This is a genomic window from Bradyrhizobium barranii subsp. apii (assembly GCF_011516635.5).
Classification (GTDB): domain Bacteria; phylum Pseudomonadota; class Alphaproteobacteria; order Rhizobiales; family Xanthobacteraceae; genus Bradyrhizobium; species Bradyrhizobium barranii.
Genome location: NZ_CP096255.1, coordinates 2,745,040 through 2,763,833 on the forward strand (window position 1 = coordinate 2,745,040; position 18,794 = coordinate 2,763,833).

Sequence of the window (18,794 nt, forward strand, 5' to 3'; positions counted from 1 at the left end):
TTCAGATTCAAGAATCCGATGAATCGAACCGGCGATCCGAGTGTTGAGGTGCTGTTGGCGCGCATTGCTGCGCTGCAGGCGGAGAACTGTCAGCTCACGGAGCGCGTCGTCAAGCTCGAGGAAGAACTGGCGCTGGCACGCCTGCATCGTTTTGCGCCGCGCAGCGAAAAGCACGTCGATCGTCTCTTCAATGAAGCCGAGCAGGCCGCCGATGAGGATGACGCCGGCAGTGAAACGAACGATATCGCGGAACTTCCGGACACGGGCTTGCCATCCGTCGAAAGCGCGCCGGGAAAGAAGCGCGGCCGCAGGCCGCTGCCGGCGAACCTGCCGCGCGAGCGCGTCGAGTATGACCTGCTCGACGATCAGAAGGCGTGTCCTTGCTGCCGTGGCCAGATGCATCGCATGGGCGAGGCTGTCACCGAGCAACTCCATATCGAGGTGAAGGCGAAGGTTTTACAGAATGTGCGCTTCAAATATGCGTGTCGCCATTGCGATCGCACCGGGATCAACGCACCTGTCGTGACCGCGCCGATGCCGACGCAGCCCTTGCCGGGCAGCGTTGCCACGGCCTCAACGCTGGCGTTTGCGCTGGTTCATAAATATGTCGATGGGACGCCGCTCTACCGCCTGGCGCAGGCCTTCGGACGCGCTGGAGTTCCTGTCAGCCGTGGCGCTTTGGGCCACTGGGTGATCGGCTCGAGCGAGAAGCATCTGCATCGCATCTACGACGCCCTGAAGCTGCGGCTCAGATCACAACCTCTCATCCATGGCGACGAGACGACGGTTCAGGTCCTCAAGGAGAAGGACAAAGAGGCCACCAGCACATCATACATGTGGGCTTATCGCAGCGGCAGGGACAGTCGCGAGCCGATCGTTCTTCTGGATTATCAGCAGGGCCGCGGTCAAATCCACCCGCAGACCTTCCTTGGCGATTACCGCGGCATCGTGATGAGTGACGGCTATACCGCATGGCGCACGCTGGAAGGGGCCACCCACATTGGATGCATGGCCCACTCCCGGCGGCGCTTTGTCGATGCCCTCAGGGCGAGGAAGAAGGGCGGCGGTCCGCCTGAGCAGGCGCTGCGGTTCTTCGACCAGCTCTACCGGGTTGAAAGGCAGGCGCGGGACGGAATACCGGAGAAGGGTAAAACACAGGCCGACTGCATTCGCCGCTTCCGCCAGCAACATAGTGTCCCCATCCTCAATGCTCTCAAGGTATGGCTCGATGACATGGCCCCGAAGGTCTTGCCTGACAGCAAGCTCGGCGACGCCGTATCCTACACCCGAAACCAATGGGAATATTTGACGCGCTACACCGGGGACGGCAGCATGCCGGTCGACAACAATCTTCTGGAGCGCGACATCAGGGTTTTTGCAACTGGCAGGAAGAGTTGGTTGTTCAGCGATACCGTGGACGGAGCCAAGGCCAGTGCCGTCGTCTACAGCCTGATGCTGACCTGCCGCGCCTCACGTGTCGAGCCGTTAGCATGGTTGCGCCACGTCCTCACCGAATTGCCTCAGCGCGCCGGCAACGCCGATATTACCGACCTGCTGCCCTTCAACTTCCACAAAACCGCCACTGCCTGAACGGCCCGGTATCGCCCGATACGAGGGCAATCCATCAAAAACGCCGCGTCAACGTGCGGGGAAAATCGCGCTTGCCGACATTCGACATAGAGGGCGTGATGAATTTTATCGAGCGTGCCGTTCCAGCTCCACAGATCGAAGTAGCCATACAGCGTCGAGCGCGGCGGCAGGTCCTTGGGGATCGCGCGCCACTGGCAACCTGTGCTCAGGATGTACATCAGCCCGTTGGCAATCTCGCGCAGGTCCACCGTACGCTTGTTGCCGCCGCGCTTGGCCGGCGGGATGCGAGGCGCGATCAGCGCCCACTCCTCGTCGGTCAAGTCGCTCGGATAGCGCAGGCAGCTGCGGTCGTAGCGTGCACGGTTCTCGGTAGTCCACATTGGCGGCGCGTCCCCATCGAATCAGGCCGCTCACCTTGAATCACAACCGATTCATTCGACTCAACATGTTTTGGAACAGACACTAAGAATGCTGAAACTTCACTGAAACCGTGTGCCGTCATGAAATTTCGAATGAAGCTGCTGAAGTGGAGTGCTTCAGGTATACTCAATTCCACATCACGAACGACTTGACCGTCGCTATACGGAGCCGGCGCCCCAAGTGTTGGTTTGATGCTTTCTTCCAGTATGGATTTATCACCCCTTACGATCCAATTCATCTTTTGACCAACGTCTATCCCCTCATTCTGTAGCCTCTCTTGCACATCTTTTAGCACAGCGGGGTTCCAGTCGCCGGCCAGAAACCGCGCTTTGGTAGCGCTTGATTTCACTTGAAGCTTAAGTTCTTCAATCGCTGAGAAAGCAAGGTTTATTGCTATCGAGGTGCTAACGTGGCTCGAGTAGAGTTCGGAATGCTTGTCAAAAATCTGTCCGTACCTTGGATGGGTTGACCACCACGTGATGCTTTCCGTTTCGAGGCTTCTCGATAGTTTGTGGATTGCATACACAAAAGCTTTGTCGGGCCACGCTGTTGCCGCCAACGCCACCGCAAGTGGGAAATCGAAGCTGTGGCTGAATTGCTCGAAGAAGCCACGACTTCGAAACACGTCGCGGAAAACGCCCAATTGCTCAGTTGGGTTTTCAGGCAGTTCAAAGGCTCTACGGAGCGTAGTCTCTCGCATAGGAATCCCTTCGATGATGTTGCTAGCCGCGCAGATGAGGCCAACAACATTGTTGGCCGTCGTCTCGTCCGCGTCGATCACCATCAATTGACCGGCAATAGAGTCCTCCGGCGGCGTGATGCGCGCAGCAGGATGCGAGATCTCCGTCAATCCACTTTTGTGAAACCAAAATCGTTCCGACGGATCGGGAATGAAGCGAATTGTGCTTCCAGTAGCGGAGCGCAACGAGTCGATCGCTTGGACGTGAGTCGGATCGAACACAAGGAAAGTACAGTACGATGTCATTCTAGTTTGGTCCGATTAAGATCAGGGGCCATGGAACGGATTGAGAAGGCTCACCCCGCGTCCCCCTTCAGTGGTTGGTAGTAGATGGCATCAAGCATGGCGACACGGATGTCCCACAGCTCCATTTCCCAGCCCGTCGGCCGCGACGCGTTGTACCACGGCGCCTGTTGGATAGGCTCGATCACCCGCTCCCAGTAGTTTTCGAGCTTGATGGTGGTGCGCGCAAACGCAAGTGCATCGGCGAGACCTGCCATGTTGCCACCATTCACGCAGACGAAGAAGTCGGGGCGTTTCATCGCGAGGAGCCGGGTTGCTGGAGCAAGTCGCGCGGTGCGCGACGACTGCGAGAACGCAGCCGTGAATGTTGCGACGTAATCGTTGAACTGCGCCTCGGTAACATTCCCACGCTTTGGAATTGCATCGAGGGCTGCAGCTAGCGTCAAGTTCTCTCGGCCAATCAGCTTGGCAAAGGTGCCCGCGCCGCCCATCGTACCGAACCAGCCCCAATCTAGATCGTTGAGGCCTGCACCCTCAGCTTCTACATGGCCAAGGACGCCTGCGACGCCCTTTGCTTCGGCTGTTGATAGGTCGGCGAACGAAGGAGTCTTTGCAAAGAGTTGTTGGATCGCGCGTACCAGTTTCAAACGCTTCTTGTAGTCATGAAATAGGTCCTGCCGGGCCTGCTTGGCAAATTCCTTCCATGACATAATGGCGAGGGGCGAATTGAAGCGTTTCCAGTGCCGTCTTTCGCCCGGCAGCACTGGATTGTTGGGCCTCGGTGAGCCGCCAGCGGCCCTAGATTGTCGGCGATAGCTGTCGGCCAACGGTTGGGCGATTGGAAGGCACAATGGCTTGTACCGATCGAGCTGGTTCCTGATTTGCTCGAAAAAGGAATCTTCAGCCGCACCTCTAACGTGCACGCCTGCCTCGAGGTTCGGTCCGAGGCCTCCCTTCGTGAAGTTAGCGCTGCCGACGATTGCTTCGGCATTGGTGCCCGTCTGGAAATAGAAGATCTTGGGGTGGAAGCAACCAGGCCGATTCCTGGCCACGAAGGCATTCGGAATATCAACTAGGCGATCAATGAGATCAGGATCTGTCGCGGAAAAATCGACACCTGGAAGGACGAATTCAAATTTAGCTCTGTTCGCGAGAAGTGTGTCCGCTACCGACATGATGCCGCCCCAGGCAACAGCGATAGAAATACGATTATGCTTCTGGATGAGCGCCGAGAGCCGGCGCGCAGTCGATTTCGCGTCCAACAGTGATACTTGCATGCCCCACGTTGCCCCTTGGTCTATTTGATATGACCCATCTTGGAAATTTCGCACAAGCGAGTACTCGCCTCATGGTGGCTGGTATCTTCGCGTTGATTGTTAATGCCAAGGGAATCGCATACAGGTAAGAAAGGCTGGCTGGCTATCTCGACTCGGTCAAGGAGACTTGAGAATGGGTGAGCTTTTAGCCAAGCGGTCCGGCGTGGCCATGTCCCACGAGACCGTTCCTGTCGCTGGCGTCGCACGGGGGCGGCGTAAGTTTTCCTTGTTGTTTCTTTTGCCGAGCCGGTTTCTTTCGCTGGCTTTGCTGTTCTTGCTTGGAGCCAGCGGCCTTGTTTTGATTGGGTATGCTGCGGCCTGGATCATGCCAGGCTTGGTGGATTCGGCAGACCAACGAGCTTCGCACCGAGCCTCACTTCATTCGGATCATACGGCGCTGACGACGCATGTGGTGCGAGTGTTCCCGACGCCAAAGACGCTTATCTATCGAGATCGAAACGGCAGTGTCTATCGCGCACTCGTCGACGAGACCGAACTTGATCGTTTCGTGAATGACACGCTCGCTTATCTCAAAATTGAACGCGCGAAGACTTTGGCCGAGCTACACGAGAACGTCGATGTTCTACTCTCGAATGCTTTTTCCGACAGACAGGACAGCATTGCGCGCTATGCCGATTGGTATTTTGGATGGGGGCAGTCCTACTATCTGCTTAAAGAGGCGAGCGTCGGTGCCTTGAAAGGCCTTGGCCCCAATAACGTCCAAGGGTTTGCCGAAGGAGCCCGAAACGAGGTCGCGGCATATCTTATTCGTAATTATCAGGACCACGTCCTCAAGCCTGACTTGCGCGAACCAGTCATCGAAGCTGGCGTTGCTCAGATTTTTGCCAAGGCCCACCAGCACTACTTGCAGACGCTGACGTCGCTGGACGACCGGCTGCAAACGTTTCTGAGCCAGTACACGCGGCATCTGGAAGTCGTCGACCCGCTTCAAAAGCCTGATCTCTCGATCGACTGGGACGCTCAGAAGTGGAAGGTGTCGCGCTACTCAGCAGAAAACGAAGCGTTCCAGGCGGTCATTCGAGGAACCGGCGGCATTGTTATCTCTGGGTTGATCGCTCGAGCGGTCGGACCCGCGGTCGAGCGCGCTCTAGCTCAGAGTTTCATGGAGATTGCTGGCCGAGCCGTTGCGAGCATGCAGCCCGAAATCTACGGCGCCGTCGCCGGATCATTTGCCGAACCCGGAGTTGGGACAGCCATCGGCTGGGCCGTCGGAGCCGGCGGTGGCGTTCTATTCGATTATGCGATCAATCGCGCGCGCGAACATCTCGGTCGGGCAGAGTTTGAGCAAGCCAGCAGAGACGCGTTGGAGGCGACAACCGGAGAATTGTCGCGCGCACTTCAACGTGATCTGTCTCAAGCTGTTGATGTATGGTTCGATGATACGAGAGCAATTGTCGCCGAGCAGAAGTTGCGCAAAAAGTAATGCCTTTGGCGATTGCGCGTGCGAAATGGTTTCATATTCAGCCGAGCTGGCCCAGCCACGCCTGCATCGCTGGCGGTCGTTTGTACTAGGTGACCGGTACCTGGTCTTCTTTGACGCCACGGGCGACGATCCTTAGAGTCTGTCCGGAAAGATTACCTTGGATTGCATAGCTTTCGCAGCATGAGTCGGATGGAGGCCAGCTTGAGAAAGGCGAGCGCCCTGTGATTGAAGCATTCCCAATCTTTGGACAGTCTTCGGCATCGCCCGAGCCAGGCAAAGGTACGCTCGACGATCCAGCGTTTGGGCAAGACGACGAAACGGTGAGCCTGATCGGAGCGTTTGACGATTTCGAGGTTCACGCGCTTCAGAGCGCTACGCAGCCCCTTCTGGAAATGTGGCCCTTGATATCCGCCGTCGGCGTAGAGCTTCAGAAGAAAGGGATAGAGGCCGAACAACGTTGCCATCAGGAGCACGCCGCCGTCGCGATCCTGGATGTCCGCCGCATGCACGATGGCGTGCATCAAGAGGCCTTGCGTGTCGACGAGAATGTGCCGCTTCTTGCCCTTGATCTTCTTGCCCGCGTCGTAGCCATGGAGATCATGAGGCCCCCTTTTTCAGCGCTTTTCACGCTCTGGCTATCGATGATGGCGGCGGTGGGAGAAGCCTCGCGCTCGGCCCTTTCGCGACATTCGACATAGAGGGCGTGATGAATTTTATCGAGCGTGCCGTTCCAGCTCCACAGATCGAAGTAGCCATACAGCGTCGAGCGCGGCGGCAGGTCCTTGGGGATCGCGCGCCACTGGCAACCTGTGCTCAGGATGTACATCAGCCCGTTGGCAATCTCGCGCAGGTCCACCGTACGCTTGTTGCCGCCGCGCTTGGCCGGCGGGATGCGAGGCGCGATCAGCGCCCACTCCTCGTCGGTCAAGTCGCTCGGATAGCGCAGGCGGCTGCGGTCGTAGCGTGCACGGTTCTCGGTAGTCCACATTGGCGGCGCGTCCCCATCGAATCAGGCCGCTCACCTTGAATCACAACCGATTCATTCGACTCAACATGTTTTGGAACAGACACTTAGTGATCCGTCCGGCAGGGGCCGCTGCAGCTTCAGGGCGTTGTCCGGAGGAGCGGTCATCCAGGTCTCGACTTCCTCCGGCGTTGTCAGGATGACCGGCATCGCTTTGGGGTGGATGGCGCCAACTTCGGCGTTCGGCTCCGTCGTGAGGAACGCGTAGAGGTCGTTGGTGGTCTCGCCTTCCTTGACCTTCCGGACCGACGTCCAGTTGGTCCAGATGCCTGCGAAGCAGGCGAGGGGGCGGGTCTCGTCGAGCGCGAACCAAATGTCGCCGCCTTCGGCATTGTTGAACTCGCTAAAGGAGTTGAACGGCACCACGCAGCGGTTCGCCGTTTCCAGCCATCGCGTCCAGTGCTTGCTCTTCACATTGCGGATGTTTGTCGTGCCGCCGTCCGGCTCCAGCCGCAGCAATTCCTTGAAATCGACCGACTTGCCCTTGGCCTGGAGCTTCTCGGCCCGCTTCTTCGTGGCGTCCATCAGCGCCTTCGACGACGACGGCATCCCCCACCGCGCCGTGGCGAGCTCGCGGCCCCCGGCTCCGTTGCGCGCGATCGGCGCCTGGTAGTCCGGAAACACACCGGGCATGGGTGCCAGATTGCCGACGTATCGGTTCACGACGCGAAACAGCGCGCTGATCGCCGCCTGGTTTGTCGTGATCGAATAGAGATTGCAGATGTGGACGGCCCCCACTTGTCAGGATGTTAGCAGACTTCTGACCTGATCGCTTGCTATCAGATGTCCGGCCTGTTTGCGCGGACAAGGTCCGCTGGCCGAGATGGTGTTCGCTACGCACGCTCCAAGCACATAGGCGACATCGATGATGCCAGTGTAATCTACGGAAGCTCGCGCGTATCGACCGATCGGTCCTTCCATCTACTGCGTCCTGCAAGTTCGTGGGCTATCCGCTGAGCAACCTCGCTCGCGGCGCCGATTTCAGATCAGATAGGCATAGCGGCTACCGGCCGGTTGTACACTCCGCCCGATATCATCAAGCGCCAAGCGATGCGGGCGAACTTGTTAGCCAACGCCACCGCGACCAACTTCGGCGGTTTTCGCTCCAGCAGCGAAGCGAGCCAGGGTGTGGGCTTATGACGACCCTTTCGGATATGCCTCAGCAGCGCGGTCGCACCGACGATTAACGTCGATCGTCGCGCTGAATCTCCGGCCTTTGTGATGCCGCCATGTCTTTGCCGGCCTCCAGTTGAATGATCCTTGGGCGTCAGTCCGAGCCAAGCCGCAAAGTCACGGCCTGATCTGAATGTCTCTGGCGGCGGTGCCTTCATGCTTAGCATGGAAGACCCAATCGGACCGACGCCGGGAATCGTCGCAATACGCCTGCTGACGTCATCCTCGCGGTGCCACATCATCAGCTTGGCCTCAATCTTTGCCAGACGAGCTTGGACCGCGGCATACTCTTCCGCCTGAAGGCGAAAGAGGTCTCGCGCCATTTCCGGCAAGCTGTCATCCTCGAGCACCCGCTTGATGAGTGCCGTGACGTTCTGCCGGCCGGCGGGGCCGACGATGCCAAACTCAGCTGCATAGCTCCTAAAAGCATTGGAGAGCTGCGACTTCACGCTGACCAAGCGTTCCCGCACGGTCATCAACATGCAGGCCGCTTGCCGTTCCTTCGACTTCACCGGTACAAACCGCATACTCGGCCGGGTGACCGCCTCGCACAATGCCTCGGCGTCGGCCGCGTCGTTCTTACCGCGCTTTACGTAAGCCTTCACGTACTGAGGTGGGATCAGCTTCACCTCGTGACCGAACGACTGCAGCAGGCGCGCCCAATGATGCGAGCTGCCGCAGGACTCGATGGCGACGAGAACCGGTGGAAGCCGCTCGAAGTAGCGGATCATCTCGGCTCGCCGGAACTGGCGACGGACAACCACCACCTCGTTCTCGTCAACACCGTGAAGCTGGAAAACCGACTTAGAAGTATCCATGCCGATGCGAACAGGAAGATTCATCAGACTTTCCTCTCATCTAGCTGTGACGCCGAGAGCGCCATAGAACCGTGGGGATGAGAGGCCGTCCACACCAGCACATCAGTCAGGCTTCGGTTCGAGGGTGGCGAGGCTGCCAAGCCAATTGTAGCAGAGTCGCGGATGGACGCCGGCCGGCCTTGGCGCATTTGCGGCAGCGTAGCCGGCTTGCGAGATCATGCACGAAGGTAGTCGGCGGGTGCTTCATCGCCGCGAGGTCGACGTCGCTCGGCGTCTTGCAGCGCGTGCACCTGATCTCGAGCCAAGGGAAGCCACCGTTCACGGCCTGGTCGATGGTGGGCGACGGATCGATCGGTTCGCCGTCTGACCACATGCGTTCGTTCCAGCTTTCGCAAAGCAGCCTGTCAGCTTGCTGGATTATCGCCTCGCCCTTGGCCCGCATCTCCACCGATTGGGCGGCCAGGATATTGGCCATCGCCCGTGCCTTGCCGAGCTCCTTTGCCAGAGCCTTGCGATCACCGCCCGACAAGGGCGTGGGGTGATACTTCGGGGCCATCCAGATATCCAGGCGCTAAGAGATCGGATCGGCAAGCTGCCATCGTTCTTGAAGATCTCGGCGCAATACACGACGCGAACGCCGTTCATCTTGCACAGGAACTCGTAGTAGGCGCTCTCGTCGGTGTCCTGAAAGCGTCCCCACCGGCTGACGTCATAGACGAGGATCTGATCGAAGTCGGCCTCGCCCGATTGGACGTCTTCGATCAGCTCGATAAGACCGGGCCGGCCTTTGATCCGCAGGCCGCTCCGGCCTTGATCCTCATAGGTCCGGACGACCGTGAGGCCGTTAGCTGCCGCATAAGCGGCAATGGCCGCGCGCTGGTTCTCGATCGAATAGCGCTGAAGCTCTCTCGACATCCGGACATATTGCGCGGCACGCTGCGTCCGCAGGCGCCTAGCCAGGTTCGTCCCCTTGCGCACGACCAATTCGTTGGCCATGACCCGCTCGCCTCAGAGCAGTACCTTGGTGGGATTACACCGCTAAGTCTCAGGTATTGCAAGTGAAAGGTAGCGCAGGTACCTCGTGAGCGCTCGTCACGATTTTCCAAGACCGCAATCCAGGTTGCGATACTGCGCCGTCGAAGGATGAAGAGAACGCCGAATATCCGCAACGGGGTCATTCGCGACTAGGCAAGCCGGCAGCGAGTCCAGTGACGTCCGCTGCGTCGCCGAAAGTGCCAATTCAGTCCTAGTTAGCCGATCTTGGTTCGCAGCGCATACGCGTGAAGCCCGCCGTCTCTCTGTGCATCGCTTGTATTCTGTGCGTGCGCTGCGGCTTGGTTGACCGCCGCGCGGCTGTGCCGGTCTTCAGGCGCGAGCTCCATGACGGCTCTGTGTAGTTCAGCCGGGATCGTCAGCGTACTTTCCCGTGGCTTGTCGGCCCATTGCCAAAAGCGATCGAATGCATCCATCACAGGTCCTCCCGCAGGCCCCGGAAAAACGGGTGCCTGACCTTTCCCTCGGCCGACTTCGCGCGATACTCGATCTCGGCCAGAAGCTTGGGTTCAACCCAGATGCCCTTGTGGTTGATGCGCTTGGCATAGGGCTGGGTCTTTCGGATCAGGGGTTTAAGCCGCTTCTGCAGATCGGCGGCCGAGACCTTGTCGAAGCCGTGGTCGACTTTGCCAGCGTAGACCAGATCGTCGCCCTTGCGCCGGCCCACATAGAGCCCGTCCCACTTCGTGCCATCGAGTGCGAAACCGGCAATGGTCAGCGTCTCCCGCTGCACGCAGGTCTTCTTGACCCAGTCGTTCGTGCGTCCCTTCGGATAGGCACTGTCCCGTACCTTAGTGTCTGTTCCAAAACATGTTGAGTCGAATGAATCGGTTGTGATTCAAGGTGAGCGGCCTGATTCGATGGGGACGCGCCGCCAATGTGGACTACCGAGAACCGTGCACGCTACGACCGCAGCCGCCTGCGCTATCCGAGCGACTTGACCGACGAGGAGTGGGCGCTGATCGCGCCTCGCATCCCGCCGGCCAAGCGCGGCGGCAACAAGCGTACGGTGGACCTGCGCGAGATTGCCAACGGGCTGATGTACATCCTGAGCACAGGTTGCCAGTGGCGCGCGATCCCCAAGGACCTGCCGCCGCGCTCGACGCTGTATGGCTACTTCGATCTGTGGAGCTGGAACGGCACGCTCGATAAAATTCATCACGCCCTCTATGTCGAATGTCGCGAAAGGGCCGAGCGCGAGGCTTCTCCCACCGCCGCCATCATCGATAGCCAGAGCGTGAAAAGCGCTGAAAAAGGGGGCCTCATGATCTCCATGGCTACGACGCGGGCAAGAAGATCAAGGGCAAGAAGCGGCACATTCTCGTCGACACGCAAGGCCTCTTGATGCACGCCATCGTGCATGCGGCGGACATCCAGGATCGCGACGGCGGCGTGCTCCTGATGGCAACGTTGTTCGGCCTCTATCCCTTTCTTCTGAAGCTCTACGCCGACGGCGGATATCAAGGGCCACATTTCCAGAAGGGGCTGCGTAGCGCTCTGAAGCGCGTGAACCTCGAAATCGTCAAACGCTCCGATCAGGCTCACCGTTTCGTCGTCTTGCCCAAACGCTGGATCGTCGAGCGTACCTTTGCCTGGCTCGGGCGATGCCGAAGACTGTCCAAAGATTGGGAATGCTTCAATCACAGGGCGCTCGCCTTTCTCAAGCTGGCCTCCATCCGACTCATGCTGCGAAAGCTATGCAATCCAAGGTAATCTTTCCGGACAGACTCTTAGTCTTACTGCGTCACAAACGGTGGTCTGTGAAATGGGCGAACTTGATTGCACAACAAGGACATCTCGACAACGTTCGGACCAGCCCTTGTTCGAGTCGCCGTCGCATCGTCGTGATCGAATTTGGAATGTGACGTTGGGTCCGTAGCGGCAGAACCGCGGGGTCTGTAATCCGCGGAAACGCGAGCGAGCGGGATCGGCCGGGCGCGCCGAGCGCCTGAGGGGGGAAACGCCTCCCGCTCGGAGATCAGGAATCCGAAGGCTGCAATGCACATCGTTGCGTGATGATGAAAGCCGCGCCAGCCGCGTCCCTCGAAGTGGCCAAGCCCGACCTCCTGCTTGAGTTCCTGATAGTCGCGTTCGATGCGCCAGCGCAATTTAGCCGTCTCTACGAGAGTCCGGAATGCCACATCCTCCGGCAATGTCGAGAGCCAGTATTTGGTAGGCTGGTCCTCGCCTTTCGGCCATTCGATCAGCAACCATTCCTCCAACCGCTGGGTGGTTTGCCAATAATCACGGTGCGCGGCACGGACCCGCACGCGGGCAAAGCGCGAGCTCAGCTTTTCGTTCGTTCCTTGCCGCCACGTGATGGTGCGCCAAGCTTTGGCCGGCAGGCCGATCGCGAGCGCTTTAACGGCGGCCGGCCGACGCTGACGGTTGCGGCGCATCAGTTTCGGGGGACGGCCGCGGCCCGACCATGGCTTCGGCGGCAAGGGACCGGTGCCGGGCGCCCATACCGTTGTGCTCGACAGAAGACCCGCCACATAGGTCAATCCCAGCGCCGTGATCTCCGTGCGCAGATCGCTGTTGTTGCCATAGCCCGCGTCCATCAGCACGACACCACGCGGAAGGCCGGTCGCACAGGCCCACCGCAACTGCTCCAGCGCGATCTCCGGCTTGGTCCGGAAGCCGACTTCGGCAGGAATGCCCACCTTGCGCCGCCGATCGCAATCCTCAGTCCATTCCTTCGGAAGATAAAGGCGGTAGGCAACAGGCAGGCTGGCGTGGTGATTGGCAATCGATAATGACACCGCCACCTGGCAATTATCCTGCTTGCCGAGCTGCCCGCAATATTGCCGTGCAACTCCAACCGAATGTCGCCCCTGCTTGGGAAATCCGGTGTCATCGATGATCCAAGCTTCGATCGGGCCCTGGCGTTCGATCGCCGGCAGGACCATCTCTCGTACCTTGCCCAGCACCTTCTCATCCGACCAGGCGCCGCTGCCGACGAAATGCAGCAGCGATTGATGTTGGGCGGCCGTCCGTTCCGGAGCCGTCATCGCCGCCATTGGCTCCACGCTCTTACGACCGCCACAGGCCATGAGGCCGACGCAATAGTCGCGCAGCGGTGCCTTCCGATCAGCATGACCGATGACGCTGGCAAGCCCTTCCAAATACGTCGCAAATCGCATCTCACTGGTCTTGGTGCCACGCCCGCTCATGTAGCCTCCTCGGCTGATGGTCCATGCTTCAACCATCGCTGATTCCGGCCGGATAAAGCCTGCGGTTTTGTGACTCAGTCGTTCTAGTCTTACTGAGTCAGAGTGTCGCGGCCCTTGTCGACAGGAATCATATATTTGAGAAGACTCACTTTTCGTCATGCGGGGGCTGAGATGAGTCTGACAAAATCGGGAGACGTAGCGTCGCGGTTTTCGGCATATATTGAGGGCCTTGCGAGTGTGATCGGCCATGCAGGACGCGCCAAACCGCTGCGCGACTACTGTACCGGGCTGATGATGCCATGCGATCGCAAGAGCGTCGAGCCGATGGCGGCAATCACGGCACCTGAGCGGACAGCAGCGCAACATCAGTCGTTGTTGCATTTAGTCGGTCAAGGTGACTGGTCGGATCAGCAGGTGTTGGCCAAGGTCCGTGAGTTAGTGCTGCCGGGCATCGAACGCTGCGGGCCGATCGAAGCGTGGATCATTGATGATACGGGCTTTCCCAAGAAGGGGCGGCATTCAGTCGGCGTTGCGCGGCAATATTGCGGCCAGTTGGGCAAGCAAGACAATTGTCAGGTGGCCGTATCTCTTTCGCTTGCGAACCATCATGCGAGCTTGCCGGTGGCCTATCGGCTCTATCTCCCAAAGGAGTGGGTGACGGACCGTACACGTCGGCGCAAAGCCGGAGTCCCCAAGGAAATCACCTTCAAGACCAAGCCGGCAATTGCACTTGATCATTTGCGCTGGGCCTGTGCGGTGGGCTTGCCGCGCGGCGTGGTCCTGATGGACGCCGGCTACGGCACCGACACCGCTCTGCGTGGGAGTATTACCGAACTGGGCCTGAGCTACGTGGCCGGCATCTTGCCACAAACCTCGGTATGGGCGCCCGGAACCGGACCGCGGCCGCCGAAGGCATGGTCGGGGAACGGACGACCTCCGAAACTGCTACGGCGTGACAGCAAACACCGACCGATTTCGGTCAAGAAGCTTGCGATCGGTCTGCCAGCACATGCTTGGCACAAGATCACGTGGCGTGAGGGTACGGCAGAACCGTTGTCTTCGCGGTTTGCCCGTGTGCGCGTCCGTCCGGCACATCGAGATTACTGGCTCGCCGAAAGCCGGCCCGAGGAATGGCTGCTGATCGAGTGGCCAGAGGGCGAGGCAGCACCAACCAAATATTGGTTTTCAACGCTTGCAGCCAACATTGGATTTCGTCAGCTGGTCGATATTGCCAAGCTGCGCTGGCGCATCGAGCGCGACTACCACGAACTCAAACAGGAGGTTGGCCTTGGTCACTTCGAGGGACGAAGCTGGCGTGGCTTCCACCACCACGCAACATTGTGCATTGCCGCCTACGGTTTTCTAGTCTCCGAGCGAGAGACGATTCCCCCCTCAGAAGCAGCCTCCACCAAAATCTTCAAGGAAGCTGCTATTCCCGCAACCTATCGGCCGAGGGGATCCGCCATTGCGGCCTGAACGACACGTTCCGAATTCGATTGCGACCGTCCGACGAAGATTGAGCGCTGCGCTCGTCGTCACACTATCTCGATGCCCTTGTTGCATCAGGGCACTCTCAAGTCAAAGTGGCTATCGAAATTTATGACGCAGTAAGATTAGTGTCTGTTCCAAAACATGTTGAGTCGAATGAATCGGTTGTGATTCAAGGTGAGCGGCCTGATTCGATGGGGACGCGCCGCCAATGTGGACTACCGAGAACCGTGCACGCTACGACCGCAGCCGCCTGCGCTATCCGAGCGACTTGACCGACGAGGAGTGGGCGCTGATCGCGCCTCGCATCCCGCCGGCCAAGCGCGGCGGCAACAAGCGTACGGTGGACCTGCGCGAGATTGCCAACGGGCTGATGTACATCCTGAGCACAGGTTGCCAGTGGCGCGCGATCCCCAAGGACCTGCCGCCGCGCTCGACGCTGTATGGCTACTTCGATCTGTGGAGCTGGAACGGCACGCTCGATAAAATTCATCACGCCCTCTATGTCGAATGTCGCGAAAGGGCCGAGCGCGAGGCTTCTCCCACCGCCGCCATCATCGATAGCCAGAGCGTGAAAAGCGCTGAAAAAGGGGGCCTCATGATCTCCATGGCTACGACGCGGGCAAGAAGATCAAGGGCAAGAAGCGGCACATTCTCGTCGACACGCAAGGCCTCTTGATGCACGCCATCGTGCATGCGGCGGACATCCAGGATCGCGACGGCGGCGTGCTCCTGATGGCAACGTTGTTCGGCCTCTATCCCTTTCTTCTGAAGCTCTACGCCGACGGCGGATATCAAGGGCCACATTTCCAGAAGGGGCTGCGTAGCGCTCTGAAGCGCGTGAACCTCGAAATCGTCAAACGCTCCGATCAGGCTCACCGTTTCGTCGTCTTGCCCAAACGCTGGATCGTCGAGCGTACCTTTGCCTGGCTCGGGCGATGCCGAAGACTGTCCAAAGATTGGGAATGCTTCAATCACAGGGCGCTCGCCTTTCTCAAGCTGGCCTCCATCCGACTCATGCTGCGAAAGCTATGCAATCCAAGGTAATCTTTCCGGACAGACTCTTAGAGACCACGCCTTCGAGGCCGATCTTGCAGGCGTGCGCGAACATCTCGCGGCCGTTTATCTCGAAACTTTCGCTGAACTGGATGTCGGTGCCATTCAGGATCTTCTTGAGTTCGGCCTTGCGCTGAAACAGCGGTAGTTTCCGAATATCGCGACCGTTCAGATAGATTAGATCGAAGGCCACAAGCACGATGCTCTTCGACTTGCCCTTGAGTTCGTTCTGCAGGACCGAGAAATCGGTCGTGCCGTCGGCGGCCGGTACCACGATTTCGCCGTCCACCACGGCCGAGGTCGCCTTGATCCGCCAGGCGTCATGGGCAACCTTCTTGAAACGATGCGTCCAATCGTGGCCGCGGCGCGTGAAGATCGTCGCCGCCTCATTGGCCAGGTGGACCTGAACACGGTAGCCGTCGAATTTGATTTCGTGGATCCAGCGGGCCCCTGACGGCACCTTGTCGATCGCGGATGCCAGGGCGGGCTCGACGAAGCCGGGCAGGGGCGCCTTGAGGCCGATCGCCTCGGGCCTTTTACGCTGAAACGCCACTGAAGGACTCCACGCTACAGCCGATTCAAATTGGCACAGTTCGAATCGTTCCGGAACCTCAGAATCCCATTCGCGTTGCTTGGATGTCATAACAGGAGGCACCCATGGCGGTAGCGAAGAAGATGGCGCGCGGACGAAAACAGGACCGGGCGCGGGTGGCCGGCGGGCAGAACTACGAAGTGCAGTACGAGGCAACGAAGACCAGAAAGTCGGCATCAGCCGTGAAAAAGGCCGTCAAAAAGGTCGGCAATGCGCGCAAGCGCGTGGAGAAGAAGCTGGGCCGTTGAAGTGGGAAGGCCGGGCTGGCTTGAGGCTCGGCTCGGCCTTCTAGTCCGGGGGACATTCAGGGCAGGTATCACCAATCGAGTTCAGCACGTCACGAACCTCGGCCGCCGCTGCATCACGGGAGACGCCTGCTGGCGGGTCGCCACGGGCGATATCAAAGGCCCGCTCCCGTGCATGCGGATCGGCGCGATCCTGCATCCAACCGTGTTCTTCGCACTCGCGGATGGCGCCAGCCTCCTGGAGCACGTGGATCGCCCATCCGCGCAGCGTCCGTATCGTTGGTCTTCGTTCGCGCGTCATCAGCATTGAGATAGCTCCTGATACGACGAATCCTTATGTCCGTCATTCGTTCCCCCGTTAGCACAGGGCCGGGATTCGCAATGACGAGCGAGCAAGGCTTGGTGCAATGCGACCACGAACTGTCCGCTTCTCGTTTGGGCGCGTGCGGCTTCGCCGCACCGGGCTCTCGTGTTGGGGTGGACGGCCCCCTTCCGCCACACTGCATGGCAAGAAGAGGTCGTCGCTGACCTCAAACGAAGGAGCCGCCCGTGGAAACGATTGTTCGCATCGGTCTGGATACGTCGAAGAGTGTGTTTCAGCTGCATGGCGTTGACGAGACGGAGCAGCCGATTCTACGGCGTAAGTTGAGACGTGGGCAGGTTTTGGAGTTCTTCAGTCGTTTGCCGCCTGCACTTGTCGCGCTGGAGGCTTGCGGGGCATCGCACTATTGGGCGCGGGAACTGCAATCGCTCGGGCACGAGGTGGCGATGATTCCGCCGCAATATGTCAAACCGTACGTGCAGCGCGGGAAATTCGACGCTGCGGACGCCGAGGCAATTTGCGAGGCGGCAAGCCGGCCGAAACTGCGCAAGAACTTTGTGCCTATCAAGAGCCCCGAGCAGCAGGGCGCACAGATGCTCGCGCGTGTGCGCAACCAGTTCATAGGCAGGCGGACCCAACTTGCCAATTCTATCCGCGGCTACGCCGCTGAATTCGGCTTTACCGCGCCTAAGGGACTTTCGCGGCTTCCGCAATTGCTGATCGATATCAAGGCCGATGCAACAGTCCCCGACTTGGCGAAGGAGTTGGTGGACGCCTTGGCGGCAGAACTGGCGCGCGTCGACGACCAGATCGCCACGCTCGACAAGAAGCTTATGCAACTCCACCGGAGTAACGAGATGAGCCGACGGCTGGCGGCTATCCCGGGCGTTGGTCCGATCGGTGCGACGCTGCTTTCAATCAAGGTCGTGGATGCTCGCGGGTTCAAGTCGGCAAGAAACTTTGCCGCCTGGCTCGGCCTGACCCCAAAGAATCACTCGACCGCCGGGAAGAACAGGCTCGGCGTGATTACACGCGCCGGCGACGGCATGTTGCGAACCGTTTTGGTGGCTGGCGCGACGGCCGTGATCGCAGATATGCGCCGACGGGAAACTCGGTCCTGGCCCTGGCTGAAAGACATCATCGCACGCAAGCCGCCGAAGCTCGTGGCCATAGCGTTGGCAAACAAGCTGGCGCGGATTGCCTGGAAACTGATGGTCAGTGGTGAGCGGTATCGACCTGCAAGCAGCGTTATGCCGATGCCAACATAGCCTTGAACGAAACGTAGAGCTTGGCGGCCAGACCGGCAGGTTTGACGCCGAGGGCGGAACTTGCAGGACAGGAAGAGGTGGTACGTTCGGCGCAAGCCGGTCAGTGAAATGCTCCGCTCGGTTTACCGGCAGAAAATGCCGCTCTCGTGTTTGGATCTCACTGTCCGCGAAGCCCATCTTGGCCGGTGGTCGCAAGACCCGAAAACAGGCCGGACATATGAGCGCAAGCGATCCGAGCATGCTGCCAGAGCCGTTCTTGCAAGTCGGGGGCCGTCCACATATGAACCGAGCGCGTTGCGTCTCGGCCATTCGGCTTCGATCCCTCACGCAAGCAGATATAATGTGTCGCTCGCCGGAGGCACTCGCACGAAGGGCTGCCGCTGCGCGGCACCGCTATCACTGCCCGTCGCGCGGGTGCCTTGTTAACCGGTCTCGCGACTGCACTCGGTCCCGGGTCCCGCCGCGTTCCGCGTCGGCGCTATGCTGACCCTCCTGCGGGTGCCCCTTTTGATTTTCTCACTCTTGCTCTTGTTTTCGATCTCTTGTTTTGGCCTGCGCTGACTTGCTCAACGTTCTAACGCTTGAGACCTAATGGGCGCTGCCCCTCGCGCGCGCCAGGGTAAAGCGCCGGCTGGCGCCGGCGCCGACCCGAGCGGTCTCCCCGGTCTTCCGTGCTTTCGAGGGCGTCACCTTCTCGAACGGCTGACATGCGCTCGTGCAGACCCGCGTCTATCGAGCGGCCCTTGCGGGCGGGCGATCCCTCCGCTCGGGTCGCCCTGGCGCTTGCTACCCCCGGTCTCGCCGACGGGCAGGGGTGCAGGCGCGTGGTG

General features: G+C 59.6%; 14 protein-coding genes and 6 pseudogenes. 7 read left to right on the forward strand and 13 right to left on the reverse strand.

Annotated elements, in window-relative coordinates; genetic code table 11:
• Positions 1-18 precede the first annotated feature (18 nt).
• Positions 19-1,590 carry an IS66 family transposase gene (gene tnpC / locus HAP41_RS13060; protein ID WP_166100179.1) on the forward strand — a complete coding sequence of 524 codons (1,572 nt, stop codon included), beginning with the start codon at positions 19-21 and terminating at the stop codon, positions 1,588-1,590.
• Between the two features lie 68 nt (positions 1,591-1,658).
• Here tnpC and HAP41_RS13065 read toward each other — a convergent pair.
• From HAP41_RS13065 to HAP41_RS13075, 3 genes and pseudogenes are all read right to left on the reverse strand, one after another.
• Positions 1,659-1,970, reverse strand: a pseudogene (locus HAP41_RS13065) (transposase); the annotation flags it as partial.
• Positions 1,907-2,860 carry a hypothetical protein gene (locus HAP41_RS13070; RefSeq protein ID WP_166101348.1) on the reverse strand — a complete coding sequence of 318 codons (954 nt, stop codon included), beginning with the start codon at positions 2,858-2,860 and terminating at the stop codon, positions 1,907-1,909. The pseudogene HAP41_RS13065 and the gene HAP41_RS13070, both read right to left, overlap by 64 nt.
• Positions 2,861-3,045: 185 nt before the next feature.
• Entirely contained in the window at positions 3,046-4,269 is a 1,224-nt protein-coding gene (locus HAP41_RS13075) for a phospholipase D family protein (RefSeq protein WP_166101345.1), read from the reverse strand.
• 172 nt (positions 4,270-4,441) lie between these two features.
• Between HAP41_RS13075 and HAP41_RS13080 the strand changes: the two genes are divergently transcribed.
• Positions 4,442-5,752, forward strand: a complete 1,311-nt coding sequence (locus HAP41_RS13080) for a hypothetical protein (RefSeq protein WP_166101342.1) — start codon at positions 4,442-4,444, stop codon at positions 5,750-5,752.
• A gap of 152 nt (positions 5,753-5,904) precedes the next feature.
• Here the strand turns inward: HAP41_RS13080 and HAP41_RS13085 are convergent.
• The 7 genes and pseudogenes from HAP41_RS13085 to HAP41_RS13115 form a co-directional block, all read right to left on the reverse strand.
• Positions 5,905-6,740, reverse strand: a pseudogene (locus HAP41_RS13085) (IS5 family transposase).
• 60 nt (positions 6,741-6,800) lie between these two features.
• Positions 6,801-7,499 (reverse strand): SOS response-associated peptidase, encoded by a 699-nt coding sequence (locus tag HAP41_RS13090; RefSeq protein ID WP_166106047.1) that lies wholly within the window; start codon positions 7,497-7,499, stop codon positions 6,801-6,803.
• A 263-nt stretch (positions 7,500-7,762) separates the two neighbouring features.
• Positions 7,763-8,791, reverse strand: a complete 1,029-nt coding sequence (locus tag HAP41_RS13095; RefSeq protein ID WP_166101335.1) for an IS110 family RNA-guided transposase — start codon at positions 8,789-8,791, stop codon at positions 7,763-7,765.
• 82 nt (positions 8,792-8,873) lie between these two features.
• Positions 8,874-9,242: a hypothetical protein gene (locus HAP41_RS13100; protein WP_166101332.1), complete on the reverse strand. Its 369-nt coding sequence runs from the start codon at positions 9,240-9,242 to the stop codon at positions 8,874-8,876.
• A complete protein-coding gene (locus HAP41_RS13105) occupies positions 9,185-9,763 on the reverse strand; it encodes a recombinase family protein (RefSeq protein WP_166101329.1) in 579 nt (192 codons plus the stop codon). The genes HAP41_RS13100 and HAP41_RS13105 overlap by 58 nt, the downstream gene beginning before the upstream one ends.
• Before the next feature lie 254 nt (positions 9,764-10,017).
• Positions 10,018-10,236 carry a hypothetical protein gene (locus HAP41_RS13110; RefSeq protein WP_166050974.1) on the reverse strand — a complete coding sequence of 73 codons (219 nt, stop codon included), beginning with the start codon at positions 10,234-10,236 and terminating at the stop codon, positions 10,018-10,020.
• Positions 10,236-10,625: pseudogene (locus HAP41_RS13115) on the reverse strand (ATP dependent DNA ligase); the annotation flags it as partial. The pseudogene HAP41_RS13115 and the gene HAP41_RS13110, both read right to left, overlap by 1 nt.
• Before the next feature lie 72 nt (positions 10,626-10,697).
• Here HAP41_RS13115 and HAP41_RS13120 point away from each other — a divergent pair.
• Positions 10,698-11,533, forward strand: a pseudogene (locus HAP41_RS13120) (IS5 family transposase).
• Between the two features lie 23 nt (positions 11,534-11,556).
• Here HAP41_RS13120 and HAP41_RS13125 read toward each other — a convergent pair.
• Positions 11,557-12,993: an IS701 family transposase gene (locus HAP41_RS13125; RefSeq protein WP_166105276.1), complete on the reverse strand. Its 1,437-nt coding sequence runs from the start codon at positions 12,991-12,993 to the stop codon at positions 11,557-11,559.
• A 171-nt stretch (positions 12,994-13,164) separates the two neighbouring features.
• On the opposite strand from HAP41_RS13125, the gene HAP41_RS13130 reads away from it, so the two are divergent.
• Entirely contained in the window at positions 13,165-14,469 is a 1,305-nt protein-coding gene (locus HAP41_RS13130) for an IS701 family transposase (protein WP_166065882.1), read from the forward strand.
• 223 nt (positions 14,470-14,692) lie between these two features.
• Positions 14,693-15,528: pseudogene (locus HAP41_RS13135) on the forward strand (IS5 family transposase).
• Between the two features lie 16 nt (positions 15,529-15,544).
• Here the strand turns inward: HAP41_RS13135 and HAP41_RS13140 are convergent.
• Positions 15,545-16,090, reverse strand: a pseudogene (locus HAP41_RS13140) (ATP-dependent DNA ligase); the annotation flags it as partial.
• 104 nt (positions 16,091-16,194) lie between these two features.
• Between HAP41_RS13140 and HAP41_RS13145 the strand changes: the two are divergent.
• Positions 16,195-16,377, forward strand: coding sequence for a DUF3606 domain-containing protein (locus HAP41_RS13145; protein WP_166101324.1), 183 nt, complete (start codon positions 16,195-16,197; stop codon positions 16,375-16,377).
• A gap of 40 nt (positions 16,378-16,417) precedes the next feature.
• Here HAP41_RS13145 and HAP41_RS13150 read toward each other — a convergent pair whose 3' ends face one another.
• Positions 16,418-16,681: a hypothetical protein gene (locus tag HAP41_RS13150; protein WP_166101321.1), complete on the reverse strand. Its 264-nt coding sequence runs from the start codon at positions 16,679-16,681 to the stop codon at positions 16,418-16,420.
• Between the two features lie 242 nt (positions 16,682-16,923).
• On the opposite strand from HAP41_RS13150, the gene HAP41_RS13155 reads away from it, so the two are divergent.
• Positions 16,924-17,964 carry an IS110 family RNA-guided transposase gene (locus HAP41_RS13155; protein ID WP_166101318.1) on the forward strand — a complete coding sequence of 347 codons (1,041 nt, stop codon included), beginning with the start codon at positions 16,924-16,926 and terminating at the stop codon, positions 17,962-17,964.
• Positions 17,965-18,794 lie beyond the last annotated feature (830 nt).

Excerpts from the sequence above, each read along its gene's own strand:
- HAP41_RS13110 (WP_166050974.1), bottom strand. The coding sequence starts at position 10,236 with ATGGATGCATTCGATCGCTTTTGGCAATGGGCCGACAAGCCACGGGAA.
- HAP41_RS13075 (WP_166101345.1), bottom strand. The coding sequence starts at position 4,269 with ATGCAAGTATCACTGTTGGACGCGAAATCGACTGCGCGCCGGCTCTCG.
- HAP41_RS13105 (WP_166101329.1), bottom strand. The coding sequence starts at position 9,763 with ATGGCCAACGAATTGGTCGTGCGCAAGGGGACGAACCTGGCTAGGCGC.
- HAP41_RS13130 (WP_166065882.1), top strand. The coding sequence starts at position 13,165 with ATGAGTCTGACAAAATCGGGAGACGTAGCGTCGCGGTTTTCGGCATAT.
- tnpC (WP_166100179.1), top strand. The coding sequence starts at position 19 with ATGAATCGAACCGGCGATCCGAGTGTTGAGGTGCTGTTGGCGCGCATT.
- HAP41_RS13100 (WP_166101332.1), bottom strand. The coding sequence starts at position 9,242 with ATGGCCAATATCCTGGCCGCCCAATCGGTGGAGATGCGGGCCAAGGGC.
- HAP41_RS13125 (WP_166105276.1), bottom strand. The coding sequence starts at position 12,993 with ATGAGCGGGCGTGGCACCAAGACCAGTGAGATGCGATTTGCGACGTAT.
- HAP41_RS13145 (WP_166101324.1), top strand. The coding sequence starts at position 16,195 with ATGGCGGTAGCGAAGAAGATGGCGCGCGGACGAAAACAGGACCGGGCG.
- HAP41_RS13080 (WP_166101342.1), top strand. The coding sequence starts at position 4,442 with ATGGGTGAGCTTTTAGCCAAGCGGTCCGGCGTGGCCATGTCCCACGAG.
- HAP41_RS13150 (WP_166101321.1), bottom strand. The coding sequence starts at position 16,681 with ATGCTGATGACGCGCGAACGAAGACCAACGATACGGACGCTGCGCGGA.
- HAP41_RS13095 (WP_166101335.1), bottom strand. The coding sequence starts at position 8,791 with ATGAATCTTCCTGTTCGCATCGGCATGGATACTTCTAAGTCGGTTTTC.